General features: G+C 69.6%; 18 protein-coding genes. 9 read left to right on the forward strand and 9 right to left on the reverse strand.

All coding sequences use genetic code 11. From position 1 onward, the window contains the following. The first annotated feature begins 1 nt into the window (after position 1). Complete coding sequence (locus tag EV648_RS36000; protein ID WP_132299852.1) at positions 2-955, forward strand: HAD family phosphatase; 954 nt, start codon at positions 2-4, stop codon at positions 953-955. Positions 956-990: 35 nt separating this feature from the next. Here EV648_RS36000 and EV648_RS36005 read toward each other — a convergent pair whose 3' ends face one another. Beyond that, positions 991-1,731: a DedA family protein gene (locus tag EV648_RS36005; RefSeq protein WP_132299854.1), complete on the reverse strand. Its 741-nt coding sequence runs from the start codon at positions 1,729-1,731 to the stop codon at positions 991-993. Positions 1,732-1,885: 154 nt separating this feature from the next. Beyond that, positions 1,886-3,184 carry a diacylglycerol kinase family protein gene (locus EV648_RS36010; protein WP_132299856.1) on the reverse strand — a complete coding sequence of 433 codons (1,299 nt, stop codon included), beginning with the start codon at positions 3,182-3,184 and terminating at the stop codon, positions 1,886-1,888. Positions 3,185-3,640: 456 nt separating this feature from the next. Between EV648_RS36010 and EV648_RS36015 the strand changes: the two genes are divergently transcribed. Continuing rightward, a complete protein-coding gene (locus tag EV648_RS36015) occupies positions 3,641-5,770 on the forward strand; it encodes a DEAD/DEAH box helicase (RefSeq protein ID WP_132299858.1) in 2,130 nt (709 codons plus the stop codon). A 28-nt stretch (positions 5,771-5,798) separates the two neighbouring features. Here the strand turns inward: EV648_RS36015 and EV648_RS36020 are convergent, their stop codons facing one another. Beyond that, a complete protein-coding gene (locus EV648_RS36020) occupies positions 5,799-8,570 on the reverse strand; it encodes an AAA family ATPase (RefSeq protein WP_241995935.1) in 2,772 nt (923 codons plus the stop codon). Positions 8,571-8,664: 94 nt separating this feature from the next. Next, the gene (locus EV648_RS36025) at positions 8,665-9,099 is read right to left on the reverse strand and encodes a YchJ family protein (protein ID WP_132299862.1); all 435 of its coding nucleotides are present in this window, start codon (positions 9,097-9,099) and stop codon (positions 8,665-8,667) included. 154 nt (positions 9,100-9,253) lie between these two features. On the opposite strand from EV648_RS36025, the gene EV648_RS36030 reads away from it, so the two are divergent. Next, positions 9,254-9,541: a YiaA/YiaB family inner membrane protein gene (locus tag EV648_RS36030; protein WP_132299864.1), complete on the forward strand. Its 288-nt coding sequence runs from the start codon at positions 9,254-9,256 to the stop codon at positions 9,539-9,541. Here the strand turns inward: EV648_RS36030 and EV648_RS36035 are convergent. Continuing rightward, on the reverse strand, positions 9,484-10,398 hold the full coding sequence (locus tag EV648_RS36035) for a DMT family transporter (protein ID WP_132299866.1): 915 nt from the start codon (positions 10,396-10,398) through the stop codon (positions 9,484-9,486). The two genes, EV648_RS36030 and EV648_RS36035, sit on opposite strands and share 58 nt — an antisense overlap. A 76-nt stretch (positions 10,399-10,474) precedes the next feature. Between EV648_RS36035 and EV648_RS36040 the strand changes: the two genes are divergently transcribed. Both EV648_RS36040 and EV648_RS36045 read left to right on the forward strand, forming a co-directional pair. Continuing rightward, positions 10,475-11,371, forward strand: coding sequence for a LysR family transcriptional regulator (locus EV648_RS36040; protein ID WP_132299867.1), 897 nt, complete (start codon positions 10,475-10,477; stop codon positions 11,369-11,371). A gap of 35 nt (positions 11,372-11,406) precedes the next feature. Next, positions 11,407-11,622 carry a hypothetical protein gene (locus tag EV648_RS36045; protein ID WP_132299869.1) on the forward strand — a complete coding sequence of 72 codons (216 nt, stop codon included), beginning with the start codon at positions 11,407-11,409 and terminating at the stop codon, positions 11,620-11,622. Here the strand turns inward: EV648_RS36045 and EV648_RS36050 are convergent, their stop codons facing one another. Continuing rightward, positions 11,623-12,012: a VOC family protein gene (locus EV648_RS36050; protein WP_132299871.1), complete on the reverse strand. Its 390-nt coding sequence runs from the start codon at positions 12,010-12,012 to the stop codon at positions 11,623-11,625. A 79-nt stretch (positions 12,013-12,091) separates the two neighbouring features. Here EV648_RS36050 and EV648_RS36055 point away from each other — a divergent pair, with 79 nt between their 5' ends. From EV648_RS36055 to EV648_RS36070, 4 genes are all read left to right on the forward strand, one after another. Continuing rightward, positions 12,092-12,814 (forward strand): DUF2993 domain-containing protein, encoded by a 723-nt coding sequence (locus EV648_RS36055; RefSeq protein WP_132299873.1) that lies wholly within the window; start codon positions 12,092-12,094, stop codon positions 12,812-12,814. A gap of 123 nt (positions 12,815-12,937) precedes the next feature. Then, positions 12,938-13,642, forward strand: a complete 705-nt coding sequence (locus tag EV648_RS36060) for a PadR family transcriptional regulator (RefSeq protein WP_132299875.1) — start codon at positions 12,938-12,940, stop codon at positions 13,640-13,642. Then, positions 13,639-14,079, forward strand: a complete 441-nt coding sequence (locus EV648_RS36065) for a DUF1707 domain-containing protein (protein ID WP_132299877.1) — start codon at positions 13,639-13,641, stop codon at positions 14,077-14,079. Before EV648_RS36060 ends, EV648_RS36065 begins: the two co-directional genes overlap by 4 nt. 218 nt (positions 14,080-14,297) lie before the next feature. Then, on the forward strand, positions 14,298-15,029 hold the full coding sequence (locus tag EV648_RS36070) for an SDR family NAD(P)-dependent oxidoreductase (RefSeq protein WP_132299879.1): 732 nt from the start codon (positions 14,298-14,300) through the stop codon (positions 15,027-15,029). Positions 15,030-15,041: 12 nt separating this feature from the next. Here the strand turns inward: EV648_RS36070 and EV648_RS36075 are convergent, their stop codons facing one another. The 3 genes from EV648_RS36075 to EV648_RS36085 all read right to left on the reverse strand — a co-directional run bounded on the left by EV648_RS36075 (position 15,042) and on the right by EV648_RS36085 (position 17,349). Continuing rightward, a complete protein-coding gene (locus EV648_RS36075) occupies positions 15,042-15,677 on the reverse strand; it encodes an SGNH/GDSL hydrolase family protein (protein ID WP_132299881.1) in 636 nt (211 codons plus the stop codon). A gap of 2 nt (positions 15,678-15,679) precedes the next feature. Beyond that, positions 15,680-16,252, reverse strand: coding sequence for an adenylate kinase (locus EV648_RS36080; RefSeq protein ID WP_132299883.1), 573 nt, complete (start codon positions 16,250-16,252; stop codon positions 15,680-15,682). Between the two features lie 122 nt (positions 16,253-16,374). Continuing rightward, entirely contained in the window at positions 16,375-17,349 is a 975-nt protein-coding gene (locus EV648_RS36085) for a hypothetical protein (RefSeq protein WP_132299885.1), read from the reverse strand.

A 17,349-nucleotide genomic window follows, 5' to 3' on the forward strand; every position in this document is an offset into this window, starting at 1 on the left:
CATGAGCACAGAACAACGATCGGACGGCCACCTGTCGTCCTGGAACGACACCCCGACGCGGCAGGCGTTGGTGGACTACGTCGACCGCGCCGTCCAGGAGGGCGGGGCGCAGTACGTTCCGCCCTCCGAGCGGATCGCGGTGTTCGACAACGACGGCACGCTGTGGTGCGAGAAGCCGATGCCGCCCGAACTCGGTTTCGTCCTGCAGCGGCTCGCGGAGATGGCCGAACAGGACGCGAGCCTCCGAACCCGGCAGCCCTGGCAGGCCGCCCGGGAGAAGGACTATGCCTGGCTCGGGGGCGTGATCACCAAGCACTACCACGGCGACGACACCGACGTGAAAGTCCTGCTGGGCGGCATCCTGCAGGCGTTCGCCACGGTCAGTGTCGACACCTACGCGGAGCTGGCCGAACGATTCCTCCAGACCACGCACCACCCCACGCTCGGCCGCCGGCTCCGGGACTGCGCCTACCTCCCGATGGTCGAACTGCTGCACTACCTGGAGGCCAACGGATTCACGACCTACATCGCGTCCGGAGGTGACCGCGATTTCATGCGACCGGTCACCTCCGAGATCTACGGCATCCCGGCCGAGCGGGTGATCGGCAGCTCTGCCGGGCTCAGGTACCAGGAGGACGACAGCGGAGGATCACTCGTCTACCAAGCCGAGATGGACGTCTTCGACGACGGCCCGATGAAGCCCGTCCGCATCTGGAGCCGGACCGGTCAACGGCCCGTGATCGCGGGCGGGAACTCCAACGGCGACATCCCGATGCTCCAGTACGCCGGGCTTCCCTCGCGTCCCGGGCTCCGGATGCTGATCCTGCATGACGACGAGGAACGCGAGTTCAGCTACACCTCCGGGGCGGAGACCTCGCTCGAGCGGGCGCGCGCACAGGACTGGACGGTGGTGAGCATCAAGAACGACTGGGCGACCGTCTTCGCCGAAGTCTGAAGGTCAGGGCTGCACCGGCTCAGGGCTGCGTAGGGTCAGGGCTGGACAGGGTCCCCGCCGGCGGTACGGCGCCGGCGGGCGACCAGGAAGACGACGCCGATGGCGACGGTGGTGATGGCGCCGGAGATGATCACCGAGGCGAGCGGGAAGCCCGCCAGCGCCGTACCGACGAGATAGGCCAGCCCGCAGGTGAAGACCGACCAGATGGTTCCGCCGATGGCCGACCACAACAGGAAGTGCCGGTACGGATAGGCCGCGAGCCCGAGAGTCGCGTTGACGACGAATCTCAGTCCGGGCAGGTAGCGTCCGAAGATCAGCAGCAGTGCGGCGCTCGAGCCGATGAAATTCATCCCGGCCGCGACCTTCTGGTGCCGCATCGCCGCGTCCATCCGCGGCTGGAACCTGTCCCTGTTGCGCCGGGCGATCCAGTAGAGCGCCGAGTCACCGGCGACGGCTCCAGCGGCACCGGCCACCATGATCAGCACCAGGTTCAGCACCCCCTGGGACGCCAGCGTGGCGGCGGCGTTCAGAGTGGTCTCCCCCGGGAACACCGCGCACAGCGCATCGCCGAACACGAGCAGGAACACTGCCAGGTAGGCCCAGTTCCCACTGCTTTCGTCGATCGTGGAGAAGCCGTCGCCGCCACTCAGGATCTGCAGCGCCACGATGATGACGAGTACCACGGCGACCACGAGCACGGTGACCACCACCACCGGATGCCTGAGCCGGGGCCTGCGCTCCCGCCCCTGCTCCGCGTTCTCGACCGGTTCAGTCATGTGGTGCCCCCCCCGCCAGCTTCACGATCGGCCAGGCGCTCGAGCGGCTCGTGTCAGTCCTCGCCAGCGGTCACTAGCCGGGGCAGACGTGCAGGCGAGCCGCCGCGGTCTCCCGGGTCAGCAGTTCCTTCTCCTTGATCTTCATCAGGTCCATCTACGGCTTCCTCCGTGGTGAACTTGCGGATTCCCGGCCGAGGGCGATGCGCACCAGCTCGACCAGGCCCGCGCGGAGGCCCTCGGGGGCTCTTGCGGACGGCGATGAACCCGGATGCTGGTGCGCGATCCGCACCCGGAGAACGCCGGGCCGGATCCGGAACCGCAGCGGCGCATCGAGGACCAGCGCCTCCCCGTCGACGCCTGCGGGGAGGGGCCGATCGGAATCGACTTCGAAGGACGTGGCGGACCACTCGCGCCAGGGCCGCTGAAGAGAGCGGCCTCCCTCGCCGCCACCGGAGGGTGCCCCCATGACGGTGATCCCGAGCAGGCCGTCGTCGATCCGGGGTCGCGTGCCGGAGCCCACCGCACGACCGAGACGATACTTGTTGTTGGAGACGAGCACGGCCGCGCCTCCGCTGTGTTCGTCCCCACCCGGCCCCGCCCAGCGCATGTCGAACTCGCTGCCACCGGTTCCGAGCACGTCCGGCACGGTGTCGAGGATGGTCCGGATCTTGGCGGCCCGGTATCCCGTGCGCTGGACCGCCTCGGCATACAGGCCGAGCGACACGTTGTTGACGAACACGCGGCCGTTGACCTCGGCCAGGTCCACCAACCGCTCGCCGCCGTCGACGAAAGCGTCCAGAGCGCCGACGACATCGTCCCGGTCGACCCCGAGGTCGAGCGCGAAGTGGTTGCGGGTGCCGGCCGGCACGCAGGCGTACGGGAGCGAGAACTCGGCGGCGATCGCGGCGACGATCGCCTGCGAGCCGTCCCCGCCGGCCATCGCGAGCCCGTCCGCGCCACTCTCGACCGCGCGGCGGACCAGGACTTCGAGGTCCTCGCCGCCCTTGAGCTCGATCGGCTCGATGCCACGGCTGCGCGCCTGCTCGGCCACTGCGAAGCGTTCTGCCTTGCCCCCGCCGGAACGTGGGTTGTAGAACAGCACCGCTCGCTGCGGGGCCGGGGCAGATGGCAGATCCACGTGACTGGCAAAGCTGGCACGCAGCGCCGCCAGAGTGGCCAGGAGTCCCGCCGCGACGACAAGGATTGCGAGGATTCCCCCGCCCGCGATAAGGAAGGCCAGGGCGCCGGCGAGGGCCAGGCCTGCCACCGTCAACCCCACCACGTGCGCGGTCCCCCGCCGCAGTACGCCGTACCAGGCCGCCACTGCGGCGATCACCACACAGGCCAGCAGACCGAGTCCGCGCGGGAACTGGTTCACGGCGACGACCACGCCGAGCACGATCGTCGCCAACCCCACCAGCAGCGCGACGGCCGCCGCGAGTCGCCGCCTCATGGAATACCGTCCTCAGAGTCTCGGTCCCGGCGTCGAGGCCCGACGCCAAGGCCATCCTGTTCGCCCGCACCGGTCGAGGCATCACACAGGCCGGATGATTTGCCCTCCCGCGAGCCGTGCCCAGCGGGGTGCGGAGGAGGCCGGGGCCCGGTTGACCGCAGCCGCGCTAGTATTGGGGTCGATAGCTAGGCAGCATCACTTGGTGAGGCCTGTCCCGGCGGCGGTTGTTTCTGATGACCGGCGCTCAGGCCGTCTGCTGGTGGTCGTTCCGACACGGTGGGCGGTTCCGTCGGAGTTCGAGAGGTTGATCGCCTGCAGAGGCGGTGGGGCCGAGCCGCGCTGTCGAGTGGCCGATACGGGCCGCTCCGCGCGACGTCTCGTCGGCCGCGCCGATGGCCTGCGGCGTTGTCGTTCCGCCATGGCAAGGGGTGCCATGGCAGTTTTGAGGAGGATTCTTTGGCCCGACGAGGCCAGCGCCAGTCCGGCGCCAGCAGTACTGCGTCACGTCGTCGGCGTCGCGTCCGCGATGTCGAGGTCGACGGCATCCTGCCGGTGCTCGCGAAGGCCGTGCGGGAAGTCGAGGGGGCCGTCGAGCGTGCGAACGTGCGGCCGTCGGTGCGGACCAAGTTCCAGGTCGTCGCCCTGCTGGTGCGCGAGGAGCGGGCCCGGGTGAACGCCGACCAGAGCGCCACCGACGCCTACCGGGCCGAGCAGCTCAGGCGGCTCGACGGGATCGCGACGATCCTCGCGAAGACCGCCGCTCGCGACACCTCGCTGCTCGCCCTGCTCGCCGAGGACGCTGTCATGTCCGAAGCCGCCGTGTCGCTCAAGCGCGAGATGTTGCTCGCGGCCGGTGCGGAGCCGCCCGCCGAGGAGCCCGCGCCCAGTGAGCCGCCGGCCACTCCCGAAACTGGTGCCCGGCGGGTCGTGCCGCAGTCGGTGGTCTCGCGGCAGCTGGCCAATCCATTCCTCGCTCCCGACTTCTCGTCCGCCGCGCCGCGCGAGCCGCAGGCTCGGCGCCTGGCCGGCTGGGAGCTGATCGGTCCCCTGCTCAAGTCGTTCGAGTACGCCGCCGCCTCGGCGAGCAAGACCCTGCCGGAGCCGTCGTCCCTGCGCGCGCCGGGTGTCCTGGAGCTGATGCCGCACCAGGCGCGCCTGGTCGCCGCCGCTGCCGCCGGTCATCGGACCTTCCTGCTGGCCGACGAGCCGGGCCTGGGTAAGACGGCTCAGGCTCTGCTCGCCGCGCAGGCCGCGAACGCCTACCCCCTGCTGGTCGTCGTACCGAACGTCGTGAAGACCAACTGGGCCCGGGAGGCCCACCTCTGGACGCCGAAGCGGACCGCCACGGTGATCCACGGCGACGGAGACTCGATCGACGGGTTCGCCGACATCGTCATCGTGAACTACGACGTCCTCGACCGGCACGTCGGCTGGCTCGGCGACCTCGGCTTCCGCGGCATGGTGGTCGACGAGGCGCATTTCATCAAGAACAAGAAGTCCCAGCGCTCGCGGAACGTCCTCCAGCTGTCCGAGCGGATCCGGACCCGGACCGCGCGGCCGCTGCTGATGGCGCTCACCGGTACCCCGCTGATCAACGACATCGAGGACTTCACGGCGATCTGGCAGTTCCTCGGCTGGATCGACGAGAAGGCGCCGCGCGCCGAGCTGATGGAGTCGCTCGAGCGGAGCGGACTGACACCGGCCGATCCCGGGTTCTACGCGGCTGCCCGCGCCAGCGTGATCGACATGGGCATCGTCCGCCGCCGCAAGGTGGACGTGGCCGCCGACATCCCCGCCCGTCGCGTCGCCGACCTGCCCGTCGAGCTCGACGATGCCGCCGGCCGGTCGATCCGCGAGGCCGAGCGCGAGCTCGCCGACCGCCTCGTGGCGCGGTACCAGAGCGCACTCGCGACGCGGAACTCCGACACCCCTGTGGACGGCATCGACCACGAGCTCGTACGCCGCGTCGCCGGGTGGGAGCGGTCCGACCCCGACACCGCGAAGACCGGCGAGAACGTCTTCAGCCTGGTGCGCCGGATCGGCAACGCGAAGGCCGGCCTGGCCGCCGACTACGCCGCGCAGCTCGCGCACAACGTCGGCAAGGTGGTCTTCTTCGCCCGGCACATCGAGGTGATGGACACCGCCGAGAAGCTCTTCACCGAGCGCGGTATCCGCTACTCCTCGATCCGGGGCGACCAGTCCGCCAGGACGCGCCAGAAGAACATCGACGCGTTCGTCAACGACCCGGACGTCTCCATCGCGGTCTGCTCCCTGCTGACCGCCGGCGTGGGCCTCAACCTGCAGGTCGCCTCCAACGTCGTCCTCGCCGAGCTCTCCTGGACCAACGCCGAACAGACGCAGGCCATCGACCGTGTCCACCGCATCGGCCAGGAGGAGCCCGTCACCGCGTGGCGCATCATCGCCGCGCAGACCATCGACACCAGGATCGCGGACCTCATCGACACCAAGGCCGGGCTTGCGGCCAGGGCACTCGACGGCTCCGACGAAGAGGTGTCGTCGTCGGCCGACTTCCAGCTCGAGGCACTCGCGGCCCTACTGACGAACGCACTCGCGGCCTTGCCGTAGCCACGGGTGCAGGGATGACGCTCGACGCCTAGGTCTCGGCGCCGCGGATGGCTTCGCGGAGTTCCTTGCGGGAGCTGATGGCGAGCTTGGCGAAGACCTTGCGGAGGTGCCATTCCACCGTGCGGGGGCTGAGGAACAGGCGGGCGCCGACTTCCGGGTTGGAGAGGCCGTCGCGCGCGAGCAGGGCGATCCGCTTCTCCTGTGGCGTCAGCTCGTCACGTTCGGTCCCGGCGCTGCGTTTGCTGATCGTCTCTCCGGTGGAGAGGAGTTCGCGCCGGGCGCGGTCGGCGAACGCCTCCATGCCGATCGTGCTCAGCAGGTCGTGCGCGACGCGCAGCTCGCCTCGCGCGTCGACGCGGCGATTCTCGCGACGCAACCACTCGCCATACAGCAGGTGCGTGCGAGCGAGTTCCGGACGGATCCGCGTCCGCTTCAAGCGATCGATCGCCTCCCGGTAGAAACCCTCGGCGATCTTCCCCTCGCTCAGCAGGGCGTGCGAACGGGCCTCGATTCCCAGCGCCCAGTCGGTGCCGGCCGCACCCGTCGCTTCCACCAGGCGCTCGAGAGCACCGGCGGCGAGCTGCCTCTCCCCGCATCTGACGCCGGCCTCGACGAGCTCGGGCAGCGACCAAGCGGAGAGAAACAGCTCTGGGGTGTCCGCGCTCGCCTGCCGGCTCGCGGTCAGCGCCTCCTGGTACCGGCCGAGGCCGTTGAACAGAATCGCGGAGGCCCACTCGGCGTACTGGACGCCGATTCCCTGCCCGCCGGCGGCCGCGTCCTCGGCGGCGGTCGTGATCAGCGCGGACGCCTCAGCCGCCCGTCCGCGGAAAGCGGCGAGCAGCATCGCGCTGTACGGCGCGATGTGGGTCTCGGTTGCCTCGACGACGGCGTCGAGCTCCGCGATCGCCGCTTCGGCCTCCGTGAAGCCACCCCGCCAGGTGACCAGAATGGCCAGGGCGGTCAGGTCGATCGGCAGCCGGGCGAGCGCACCTGCCGCGCGGGCCGACCGCAACTGGCGGACGTTGATCGCGTTCCAGCTCTGCTCGTCCCAGAGCACGTTGGACGGCACCGTCGTCAACCAGCCCCACCGGAAGTTGTCCGCCGCGGAGATCTCCTCGGCGGCGAAGGAGTTCGTCGCCCTTCTGAGCAAGGGGGCTGCCGCAGTGCGGCCTTCGGTCACCAACGTTGCCAGGCCGTCCAGGAGCAGGTCGGACGGACGCGGAGGGTCAGCGGCCGGGAGGGCTCTGGCCGCGCGCGAAGCCTCGCGGAGGCTGCCGGCGGTGGCCAGCCGGCCGGCGAACAGGGCCGCACCCCAGGCGTCGAGGTAGGTCTCCCGCGCGAGTTCGAGATCGAACGGCTCGAGCTGCTTCGCGGCTTTCAGCAGCAGCGGAGGGGCGTCGCTGCCGTGTCCCGAGGCGAATGCGATCTGTCCGTGCAGCAGGTTGGCCCGTGCGCGCTGGAACTCGTCGAGCTCTCCTGCCTCCGCGGTGGCCAACAGCCCGAGCGCGGACTCGAACTCTCCCGCGTGCAGGCTGACCTGCGCGGCGGCCAGAGCGCGATCCGCGCGGGCCGTGAGGTCTCCCGTCAGCGCGACCGAGCGCTGCCGGAACGCTGCCGCGGCCGCGAGTCCGCCACGCGCCTGCGCTCGCCCGGATGAGCGTTCGAGCTCAGCTGCGACCGCCTCGTCAGGTCCCATCGCCGCTGCGGCCAGATGCCAGACCCGGCGGTCGGGGTCGATCGCCAGGTCCGTCACCTCGGCCAGTGCCAGGTGCACTGCGCGACGATCCCGGGGCGATGCCGAGCGGTACACCGCCGAGCGCACCAGCGGATGACGAAAGATCACCCGGGCGCCGATCACCAACAACCCGTCCGCCTCGGCGCTGGTCGCCGCCGTGGTCCCGACACCCAGCCGTTCGGCCGCCCGCCAGACCAGCAAAGGGTCGCCGACCGACTCCGCCGCCGCGACCAGCAACAACAGCCGGGTCTGCTCGGGCAGCCGCTCGATCCGCGCCAGGAAGCTGTCCTCGATCCGCCCGGGCAACGCCTGCGCGCCCAGCAGCCCGAAGCCACCGGCCAACTGCGCCACAGTCAGCCCGCGGGGCAGCTCGAGCAGCGCCAGCGGATTCCCGCCGGTCTCGGCCACGATGCGGTCCCGGACCCGCTCGTCCAGCACGAACCGGACGGCCGAGTCCAGCAGGGCGCGCGCCTCACCCCTGCGCAACCCCTGGACCTCGAGCTCCGGCAGCGCCCGCAACTCCACGCCGGACGCTCGCGTCGCGAACAGCAAGCCCACCGGCTCGGCCATCAATCGCCGCGCCACGATGCCCAGCACCTGTGCGGAGGCCCAGTCCAGCCATTGCGCGTCATCCACCACGCACAGCAACGGACCCTCGTCCGCGAGCTCGGACAGCAGGCTCAACACGGCCAGCCCGACGAGAAAGCGATCCGGCGGTCCGCCGTCGCGCAGGCCGAAAACCGCGCCCAGCGCGTCCCGCTGCGGGCCCGGAAGCTTGTCCAGCCGATCAAGCATCGGCGTACACAGCTGGTGCAACGCCGCGAACGCCAGCTCCATCTCCGACTCGACCCCGACGGCGTGGAGCACTCGCAGCTCCGACGCACTGTCCACCGCGTACCCCAGCAGGGCCGTCTTGCCGACGCCGGCGTCGCCGTGCAGTACCAGCGAGCGGCCGGCACCCGAGTGAACAGCGGCAACCAACTCGTCGAGCACCGCGCACTCGGCACGGCGACCACGCAATCGCCCAAGCCCTCCCCAGACGGACGTCTCGCCGCGTTTCTCCACCGGCATCCGCCTCCGACTCAGCGGTCAAGGTCGTTGCCGGCCGACCGCAGTACGACGCTCCGCAGGTCGCCCAGCAACCTCCACAGACTAAGCGCTATCCGGTTTGCTCTGGTAGTGGTTCTACGTAGACCCACTGGCCGTCTTCGCGACTGAAGCGGCTGTTCTCGTGTTGGCTGTCAGGCCGGCCGTCGAACGTGAAGTGCGCGCGGAACTCCACGGTTCCCTCGGTGTGGAAGGCGCTACCACCGGTCGTGCTCAGGATGTCGAGGCCGGTCCACTCGATGTTGTCGTCGAACCGCAACGCGGGCGGCCGGGTCTCGGCGGACCAGGTGCGCAGCAGGTAGCGAGCGTCGCGGACGGCGAAAGCGCTGTATCGGGAGCGCATCAGTCGCTCTGCCGTCGCTGCCGTACTCCGGCCCTGGTGCAGCGCGCCACAGCAGTCTCCGTAGGTGGCGTCGAGGCCACACGGGCAGGGCGCCACGGGCGACAGCGCAGAGACCGCCGGCCGGCGGGCGGAACGTTTGGCCATCCCCCGATTGTGGCGGACGGCCCGGCGCCACCAACTGCCGGCCGTGGTAGCGATAAATTGCCTAAGGCAAAGAATCTGCCGGACCCGTCGTTCCGGTGGGGGGTTGAGTAGTTCACCGCATGTGGTGGGGCCCGCCGCGCCTGACGATGAGCGCATGACGAAAACGATTCAGCCCTCGCAGACCTCCGCCTTCTACGCCCAGGCGATCGCGTCGTTCGCCATCTCGCTGACCTCGATGGGGCTTGCCCTGGTCTACCTACCTGCTGCTGGGTGGGTCCGGGCCTTCCTGGGGCTTGGCCTGTTGTACCTGGTCACGTCGACGGTCACGCTCTGCAAGGTGGTGCGGGACCGGCAGGAACTGTCAGTGGTGACCAATCGCGTCGATCAGGCCAGGCTGGACAAGTTGCTGGCTGAGCATGATCCGTTCAAGGTCGACGCCTGACGACGACGCGCGGGCCACTGGATCACCGCTACCGCGCTGAGGACCAAGACACCGCCGAGTAGTTGCACGGCACCCAGGGACTCGTTGAAGGCTGTTGCTGCAAGGGTGACTGTCACTACTGGCTCCAGGGTCGACAGGATCGATGCCGTCGAAGGGCCGACTCGGTTCAGACCCGCGAAGAACAAGAGGATTGCGGCCACAGTGCTGATCAGCGCTATCGCGATCAGCCAGATCCAGCCGGCGGCGCCGAAGGTGAGGTTCGGGCCGCCGCGGACCGCGGAGGCCAGGGCGAACGTGCAGGTCGCGCCGGTGCAGACGAGGGCGGTCAGGGCGAGCGGTGGCATCCCCTGGCCGACACGGTCGCCGGCGAGGATGTAGACGGTGTAGGCGAGCGCGGCGCCGAAGCCCATCGCCGTACCGACGGCGTCCAGGCTGCCTGAGGCTGCGCCACCGAGGACGAGGGCGGTCCCGACGGAGGCGATCAGCAGCGCGGCGATCCTGCGGGTCGACGCCCGTTCCCGGCCGAGTGCGATGGCGCCGACCATCACGAGGGCCGGGTAGACGTAGAGGATCAGCGCGAGCAGGGAGGCGTCCATCCGCTCGAGCGCGCCGAAGAACAGTCCGGACTGCGTCGCGTAGCCGATGCCGCCCATCGCGAGCCCGGCGGCCACCGATCGGCGCGGCAGCCCACGCAGAGCGCCGGTCGCGCCGGCCACGACCAGCAGCAGCGCGGCCGCGATCGCGAAGCGGATGAGCAGCAGATCCCCGACGTCGACCTGCGCGTTGTACGCAAGCTTGCCGAAGATCGCCATGGCGCCGAAGCAAACGGCCGAGAGGAGGCAGAGGAGAGGTCCCACGTGACGATGCTGACAGCGGGCAACTGTTCACGTCCATCTCCTCTTTGTGCACGAAACCAGGTAGCTTTTGTGAACGATGCTCGACCTTCGCCGACTCAGACTGCTGCGCGAACTGGACGCCCGTGGGACCGTCCACGGCGCGGCCCGGGCGCTGGGCTACACCCCGAGCGCGATCTCCCAGCAGCTGGCGGTGCTCGAGCGTGAGGCCGGCGCCAAGTTGCTCGAGCGCACCGGCCGCAACGTGCGGCTCACCGACGCGGGCCGCGTGCTCGTTCGGCATGCGGCCACACTGCTCGACGGCGTGGAGGCGGCCGAGGCGGAGGTGGCCGCGATCGCGGCCGGGCACCCGGCCGGCGTAGTACGGGTGTCGGCGTTCCAGTCGGCGTTCCTGCGCATCGTGGCGCCTGCCGTCGCCGCGCTGGCGCGGAGCCATCCCGACATCCGCGTCGAGGTGACCGAGGCGGAGGTCGAGGAGTCGGTACCGGCCCTTCGCCTGCGGCAGCTCGACGCGGTGGTCGGCGACGAGTACTCCGGCCAGCCGCGTCCCGTCCACAGCGATCTCACCCGGGAGTCGCTGGTGCGAGAGCAGGTGCGCGTCGCCCTGCCCGAAACGCATCCGCAGGCGAGCCAGAGCCGGGTGCGGATGGCGCAACTGGCCGATGCCCGGTGGGCCGCCTGCCAGCCGGGCACAGGTCATCGCGAGATGCAGATCCGCGCGTGCCGGGAGCTCGGCGGGTTCGAACCGGATCTGCGCTACGCGTCGGACGATTTCCTGATCCTGGTGGAACTGGTCCGCACGGCGGGCGCCTGCGCACTGCTGCCCGACCTCGTGGTCGGCTACGGCACGCCCGGCGTCGCGGTGCGATCGTTCGCCGAGGGAGCGATCGACCGCGAGGTCTTCCTCCTCACCCGAGCGACCCGGACACCCGCCGTCGAAGCCGTCGCCGCCGCGCTCCATCAGGCGACTCCCTGACGAGCGTGAATACTGGAGAGACCCAGGTGAAGGCGGTGAGCTCAGTCGTGAGCAGTCAGGAACCCCAGGACATCTCGGACCCCGGCACGGATCTCGAGTACGACCTCGCCCACGAGACAGGGCACGGAGCCGCCCCGGCCACCCCGCCGAGTCAGGAGGACCACGAACCAGTGGTCACGGCGACACCGGAGTACGAGGGCGACTACTCCTACGACCTGGCGCACGACGTCCCCCGGCCCACCAAGGACTGATCAGGTACTGCGTACTCGCCGGCGCGGGATCTCCTGGGCCAGTTCGACGACGAAGCCGTCGGGGTCGGAGATGTGCAGGGTTCGGTGGCCCCAGGGGCGATCGGCAGGGGGGCTGAGGATCGGGACCTGCAGCGTAGTCAGTCGAGCTGCCTCGGTGTCCACGTTGTCGACCACGAGCACGATCTCGGCGGCTGGACCTGGGGTCACCGGGTGGGCCGTCAGCCACTCGGCCCGGCGGCGTTCGTACAGGGCGAAGCGGGTGCCTTTGGTGGCGAACTCGGCGAAGCCGGCGTCGGTGAACTTGTGCGGCAGACCGAGGATGTCGCGGTAGAAGGCGATGGACGCGTCGAGGTCGGAGACGTAGAGGATGACGTAGCCGATCTGGTCCATGGGGGCACGCTACGCCGGGAGGTTCGGGGCCAGGCTCTATTGTGGGCCCGGTTCGGTGGGCGACCTTGGGAAGGCTTTGATGGCGTCGAGGAGACCGCGGCGGCGGTTCAGGTCGCTGATCGTCGTGCTGGTGGTGCTGGTGGGCCTGCTGGTGGTCGCCGATCGGGTGGCGGAGTCGTTCGCCGAGGGCCAACTGGCGACGATGGCGGCGGACGAGGCAGCGCAGTACGACGTGCAGGCGGCGGAAACGTCAGTCGAGGTCGGCGGCTTCGGGTTCCTGCCTCAGGTCGCCCGGGGCGAGTTCTCGCAGATCACGCTGACGATGGATCAGCCGACGATCTCCAAGGTGCCGGCGGAGGACCTGACCGTGGTGATGAACTCGATCCAGGTACCGCGCGAACTGCTGACCGGGGACACGAGTGCGCCCGTGAACGTAGGGACGGCCGACGTCCACCTCCGGTTGTCACCTGCCGCGCTCACGAAGGTCGCTCGGACCAGCGGGCTGGACGGGCTCTCGTTGCAGATCGTCGGCGGGAAGTTGCAGGCACGAGTGACCGTCCGGGGTGTCGAGACCCGCGCGACGATCCAGCCGCAGGCGCAGAACGGGCGGATCAGGCTGACGGTGGGCGAGCTGCCGAGCACGGTGCCGTCCGTCGTGCGGAACGCGATCAACAACCTGCTCGCCCGGGGCCTCGAGATCCCGGAACTGCCGTTCGGGGCGTCGCTGAAGCAGATCGCGGTCGACGGCCAGGCGGTCCTGCTCACCGCGACCGCATCCAACGTCGTGCTGAACGCGGCCTAGTCCGGGCTGTCCACCTTCGCGGCAGGGGTGGGACGGCGGACGGGTGAAGGCCCTTGGGTGGTGTTGTTTCGCGATATATCGTTGACCTATCGCAGCGGCACTTCGTGAGGGACGGTGGTTGGGATGACCGGATCGGCGTACGTGGGTGGGTGGCCCTGGCAGCAGCGGGTCGCGCAGCATTGCTCGATCGTGGAGGACATCAAGCGGGAGTTGTTCGCCGCCATGGGCGGCCGGCGCGTCCACGGTGGACATGGCGGACCTGGCACCCATGGCGGGCCGAATCCGTTCGGCTCCCAGTGGGGCATGTTCGGCGGATCGATGTTCGGGCCGCCGTGGGCGCAGGGTGGGCCACGCGGCTGGCGTGGGCCCAAGGCACGGCGCGGTGACGTCCGGGCCGCGATCCTCGCGGTGCTCGCCGAGCAGCCGATGAACGGCTACCAGATCATCCAGGAGATCGCGTCGCGCAGCGGCGGCGCCTGGAAGCCCAGCCCGGGCTCCATCTACCCGACCCTGTCGCAGCTCGAGGACGAGGGCCTGGTCACCGCGGACGCCGCGACAGGGCGCCGTACCTTCTCACTCACCGACGAGGGGCGCACCTACGTCGCCGAGCACGCTGAGGAAGTGACAGCTCCCTGGGAGGCGATGACCGCCTCGGCCGACGACGACGCGGACGGCTTGAAGCCACTCCTGGGACAAGTCGGTACCGCGTTGTGGCAGATCCTCGCCGCCGGTACTCCGGACCAGCAGGCCCGGGCCCGCACGGCGCTCATCGAACTGCGCCGCACGCTGTACGGGATCCTCGCCGACGACGAGCAGGACCGGTCATGAGTCAGCACCTCCCAAGTCCCAGAGGCTCATCGGCGCGGCGAGGCCCGCTCCGGATCGGCGACGCGGAACGCGACCAGGCGGTCGCAGTACTCAGTGATCACTTCGTGGCCGGGCGGCTGACGCAGGAGGAGTTCGAGGAGCGCAGCGGTCAGGCGACGCGGGCGCGGTACGACGACGACCTGGCGCCGCTGTTCGACGATCTCCCGGAGCCCGCCGCGGCGCAGTCGGGGCCGAACAGGTGGTCGCCGGGCTTCCGGTCCGGTCCGCAGCGGATGGGCCCGCCACCCATCCTCTGGTTGCTGCCGGTGCTGATGATCGGCCTGGTCGTCGCCACCATCACCGTCGCCGCGCCATGGTTCCTGTGGGTCTTCTTCTGGATCGCGCTACTGGGCGGACCGCACCACCACCGCCGCTGGCAGCACCCGCACCGTCGCTGAGCGGTGCGGGTTGGTCCCCGGCTGTAATCGGGGTGAAACTCCAAGAAAACAAGGGCTTCAACTTGGTGCGATCGCGAGCAGGAGGGACGTAGGCTGCGTTCTGACTGGCGCACCGCCAGGCGTTGCAGGGGGGAACTGCATCATGAGCGACTTATGCCTGCCGTCTGATCGACAACTTCCGCACGCCGCCCCGCGGAACAGGAAACTCGAGTAGTGCCATGGGCGCCTTCAGCCGGATGCTCGTGTGGATCTCCGGAGCATCGGCCGGTATCGGGGCCGCTCTGGCGGCGACGATCCCCTTCGAGGCGGAGATCGTCGACCTCTCGCGACGCGGTGGTACGGCGGGGACACAGCACGTGGCGGTCGACCTCGCGGACCCCGAGTCGTGGCCGCTGGTCGAGGAGGACTTCACCCGTCGGCTGGCCGACTTCGACGGCGACCGGGTCGTCTTCGTGCACAACGCCGGCACCCTGACCCCGTTGGGACCCGCCGGGACGGTCGACACCGCGCAGTACACGCGGAACGTGCTGCTGAACTCGGCGGCCGCGCAGGTCCTGGGACACGCCTTCCTGCAAGCGGTGGACGGCCGGGACTTCGAACAGCACCTGATGATGTTGACGTCCGGCGCCGCGCTCCGGCCTTACGAGGGCGAGTCGAGCTACTGCGCCGGCAAGGCCGCGGTGGACCAGTGGGTCCGATCCGTCGGATTGGAACAACAACGCCGAAAGCCTGGATGCAGGGTGATCTCCGTGGCGCCCGGCGCGGTCGACACCGCCATGCAGGAAGAACTCCGGGCGGCCGCTGACGAGCAGGTCCCGAACGCCCGCCGCTTCCGCGAACTCCAGGCGAGCGGCGGCCTCGCCAGACCCGAGGACGTCGCCCGCACCATCTGGTCCCTGCTCAACCGCGACGTGCAGAACGGCGCCGTCCTGCACATCCAGGACCTGTGAACCAGTACTGCGTCACTGCGTGGCCAGGTCTTCGTAAATGGTCCACGCTGCCTCGCGGAGTTGGGCGGCAGTGGCTGCGTCGAGGCCCTTGACGGGGATGTCGATGTCGACGGGATGCTCGTTGAGGAGGGTGATGAGGAAGACGCAGGCGGCCAGGTAGCTGCCGGGGAGCGCGGGGTGGCTGTTGTCCGCGTCGTGGAGTCGCGGCTGGTCGTGGGTGGCGAGGAAACGTTCCCAGACCATGCCGACGGGGATCAGAGTGGCGCCGAGTTCAGCGGCGATGCCGGCGTAGGCGGTGGTCAACGCCTGCTGGGTTTCCGGAGCGTTCCTGCGCGCCCACGTCATGTACAACGCGGTCTGCGCGCCGGCGGCTTTGATGGCGGCATCGAAGTCCCGAACGCTGTCCTGCATCCGAGCCGCGTTCTTGACCGGCAGAGTGCTCTGCTCCTGCAGCACCACCACGTCATACCCGCCCTCGGCAATCGCCTCCAACGCAGTACCCGCGTTCAAATGCTGCCGAAGCGAGGCCCCACCCGCCGAGATCAACCGATGCTCGACCTCATGCCCCCGCACCTTCGCAAGCGAAGCAACCAGCCCAGGCAGATTGTTCCGCGCCGTAAAGCTGTTCCCGACATAGAGGATCCGCACAGCTATGACAGTAGCGCCGCGGCAGCGATGATCCGCTGGTTTACCTCGGTGACGTCGCCTGAGCCGTTGACGGGGATGACCAGGTTGCGGGTGCGGTAGGCGTCGAGGACTGGGAGGGTGCGGGCGGTGTAGAGCTCGAGGCGGTGGCGGATGACTTCTTCGGTGTCGTCGGAGCGGTGTTGGGCGGCAGCTCGGGCGAGTAGGCGCTGGACGAGTTCGTCGGAACCGACCTCCAGGACGACGGCCGCATCGAGCGGGTGGCGGTGCTCCGCGAGCAGGTCGTCGAGGACGCCGACCTGTTCCAGCGTGCGGGGATAGCCGTCCAGGACGAACCCCTCGCGGGTGTCGTCCGCGGAGAGGCGTTCGCGCACCATCTCGTTGGTCAGCTCGTCGGGCACGTACTCCCCCGAGTCGAGGTACTGCTTGACGCGCGCGCCGAGCTCCGTCCCGTCGGCCACTCCGGCCCGGAAGATGTCGCCGGTGGAGATGGCCGGTACGCCGAGCCGGTCGGCCAGGACCTTCGCCTGCGTCCCTTTGCCCGCCCCGGGCGGCCCCGTCAGGACAACGATCGCCATCGATCCCCCTCAGGGTCACGCGGGCCGTTGCCCGCCGAGTGAATCCCCCAGGCTAGCGGCCCGGCCACCTCGATGACCGGTACGCGGTGTTTCGCGGAGCCTGCTCAGCCCGAGACGGGCCGCTACTTGCACGTCAGGTGGTAGTCGTATTTGCCGCTGACGTTGTTCGGCTCGTCGACGACCAGGGCCTGGGTCAGTTCCACCCGGTCGGCGTTGTCGTCGAGGTCCACCTTGGTTTCGAGGATGCTGTCGCCTTCGGGGATCGTCTTCTCGATCGGTGCCGAGGGCGGGAAGATGTTCGATTCCCAGTGGTACTTGATCTTGGTCGCCGCGTCCGCCGTGACGGTGGCTCGCAACGTGAACGGCGCGGTGCAGAAGACGTTGCTGGACGAGGGCTCGACGAAGCTGACCTTGGTGATCTTCCCGTCGTCGCCGCGGAAGAGCACGAGCCAGGCGATCAGGGAGACCGCGACGATCAGAGCGGCCGCCAGAACCGGGGAGAAGGTCGGTCTTCCAGACGCAGGCGCAGCAACGGCCGCGCCTTCCGGGACAGGTGGCGGACTGAGCGGGTACGGCGCTGGGGTGGCGTCGCCGACCGGGGTGGGCTCCAGGACGGGCTGTTGTTGCTGGGCCGGAGCCGTGACGGAGCGTAGGACGAAGGGCCTGGAGGACTCGACCATGAACCCGGACTCATCGGCAAGGAACCGCTGATAGGTCCGCAGCGCCTCCGCCCGGGCCGCGGCGAAGTCTGTCTGCTGGAGGTCGACGATGTCGGCGCCGCGACACACGAAGCCGTACAGGAGATCCAGCGGCCGCCCGAACTCGTCGGTCACCGAGCCACCGGCGGGACTCCCGTCCAGATCAGCCGGGGTGAGCCGCTGCGTCAGGTAGACCACGGTCACGTCACCCGCCGCCAGCCCGTTGATCCGGGAGAACCTGGGTGCGCCCTCGGGTGGGAAGTCGCCGCTCGCGGCCTGCCCGAGGACGCCGTACTCGTTGCTCTGGACAAGGAAATCGGGAACCAGCAGGGACTGGTAGCCCTTGCGCCGACCGCGCGCGACCAGGAAGACCCATCCGTGCACCGGGTGATCGGACAC

The organism is Kribbella sp. VKM Ac-2568 (assembly GCF_004345365.1).
Classification (GTDB): Bacteria; Actinomycetota; Actinomycetes; order Propionibacteriales; family Kribbellaceae; genus Kribbella; species Kribbella orskensis.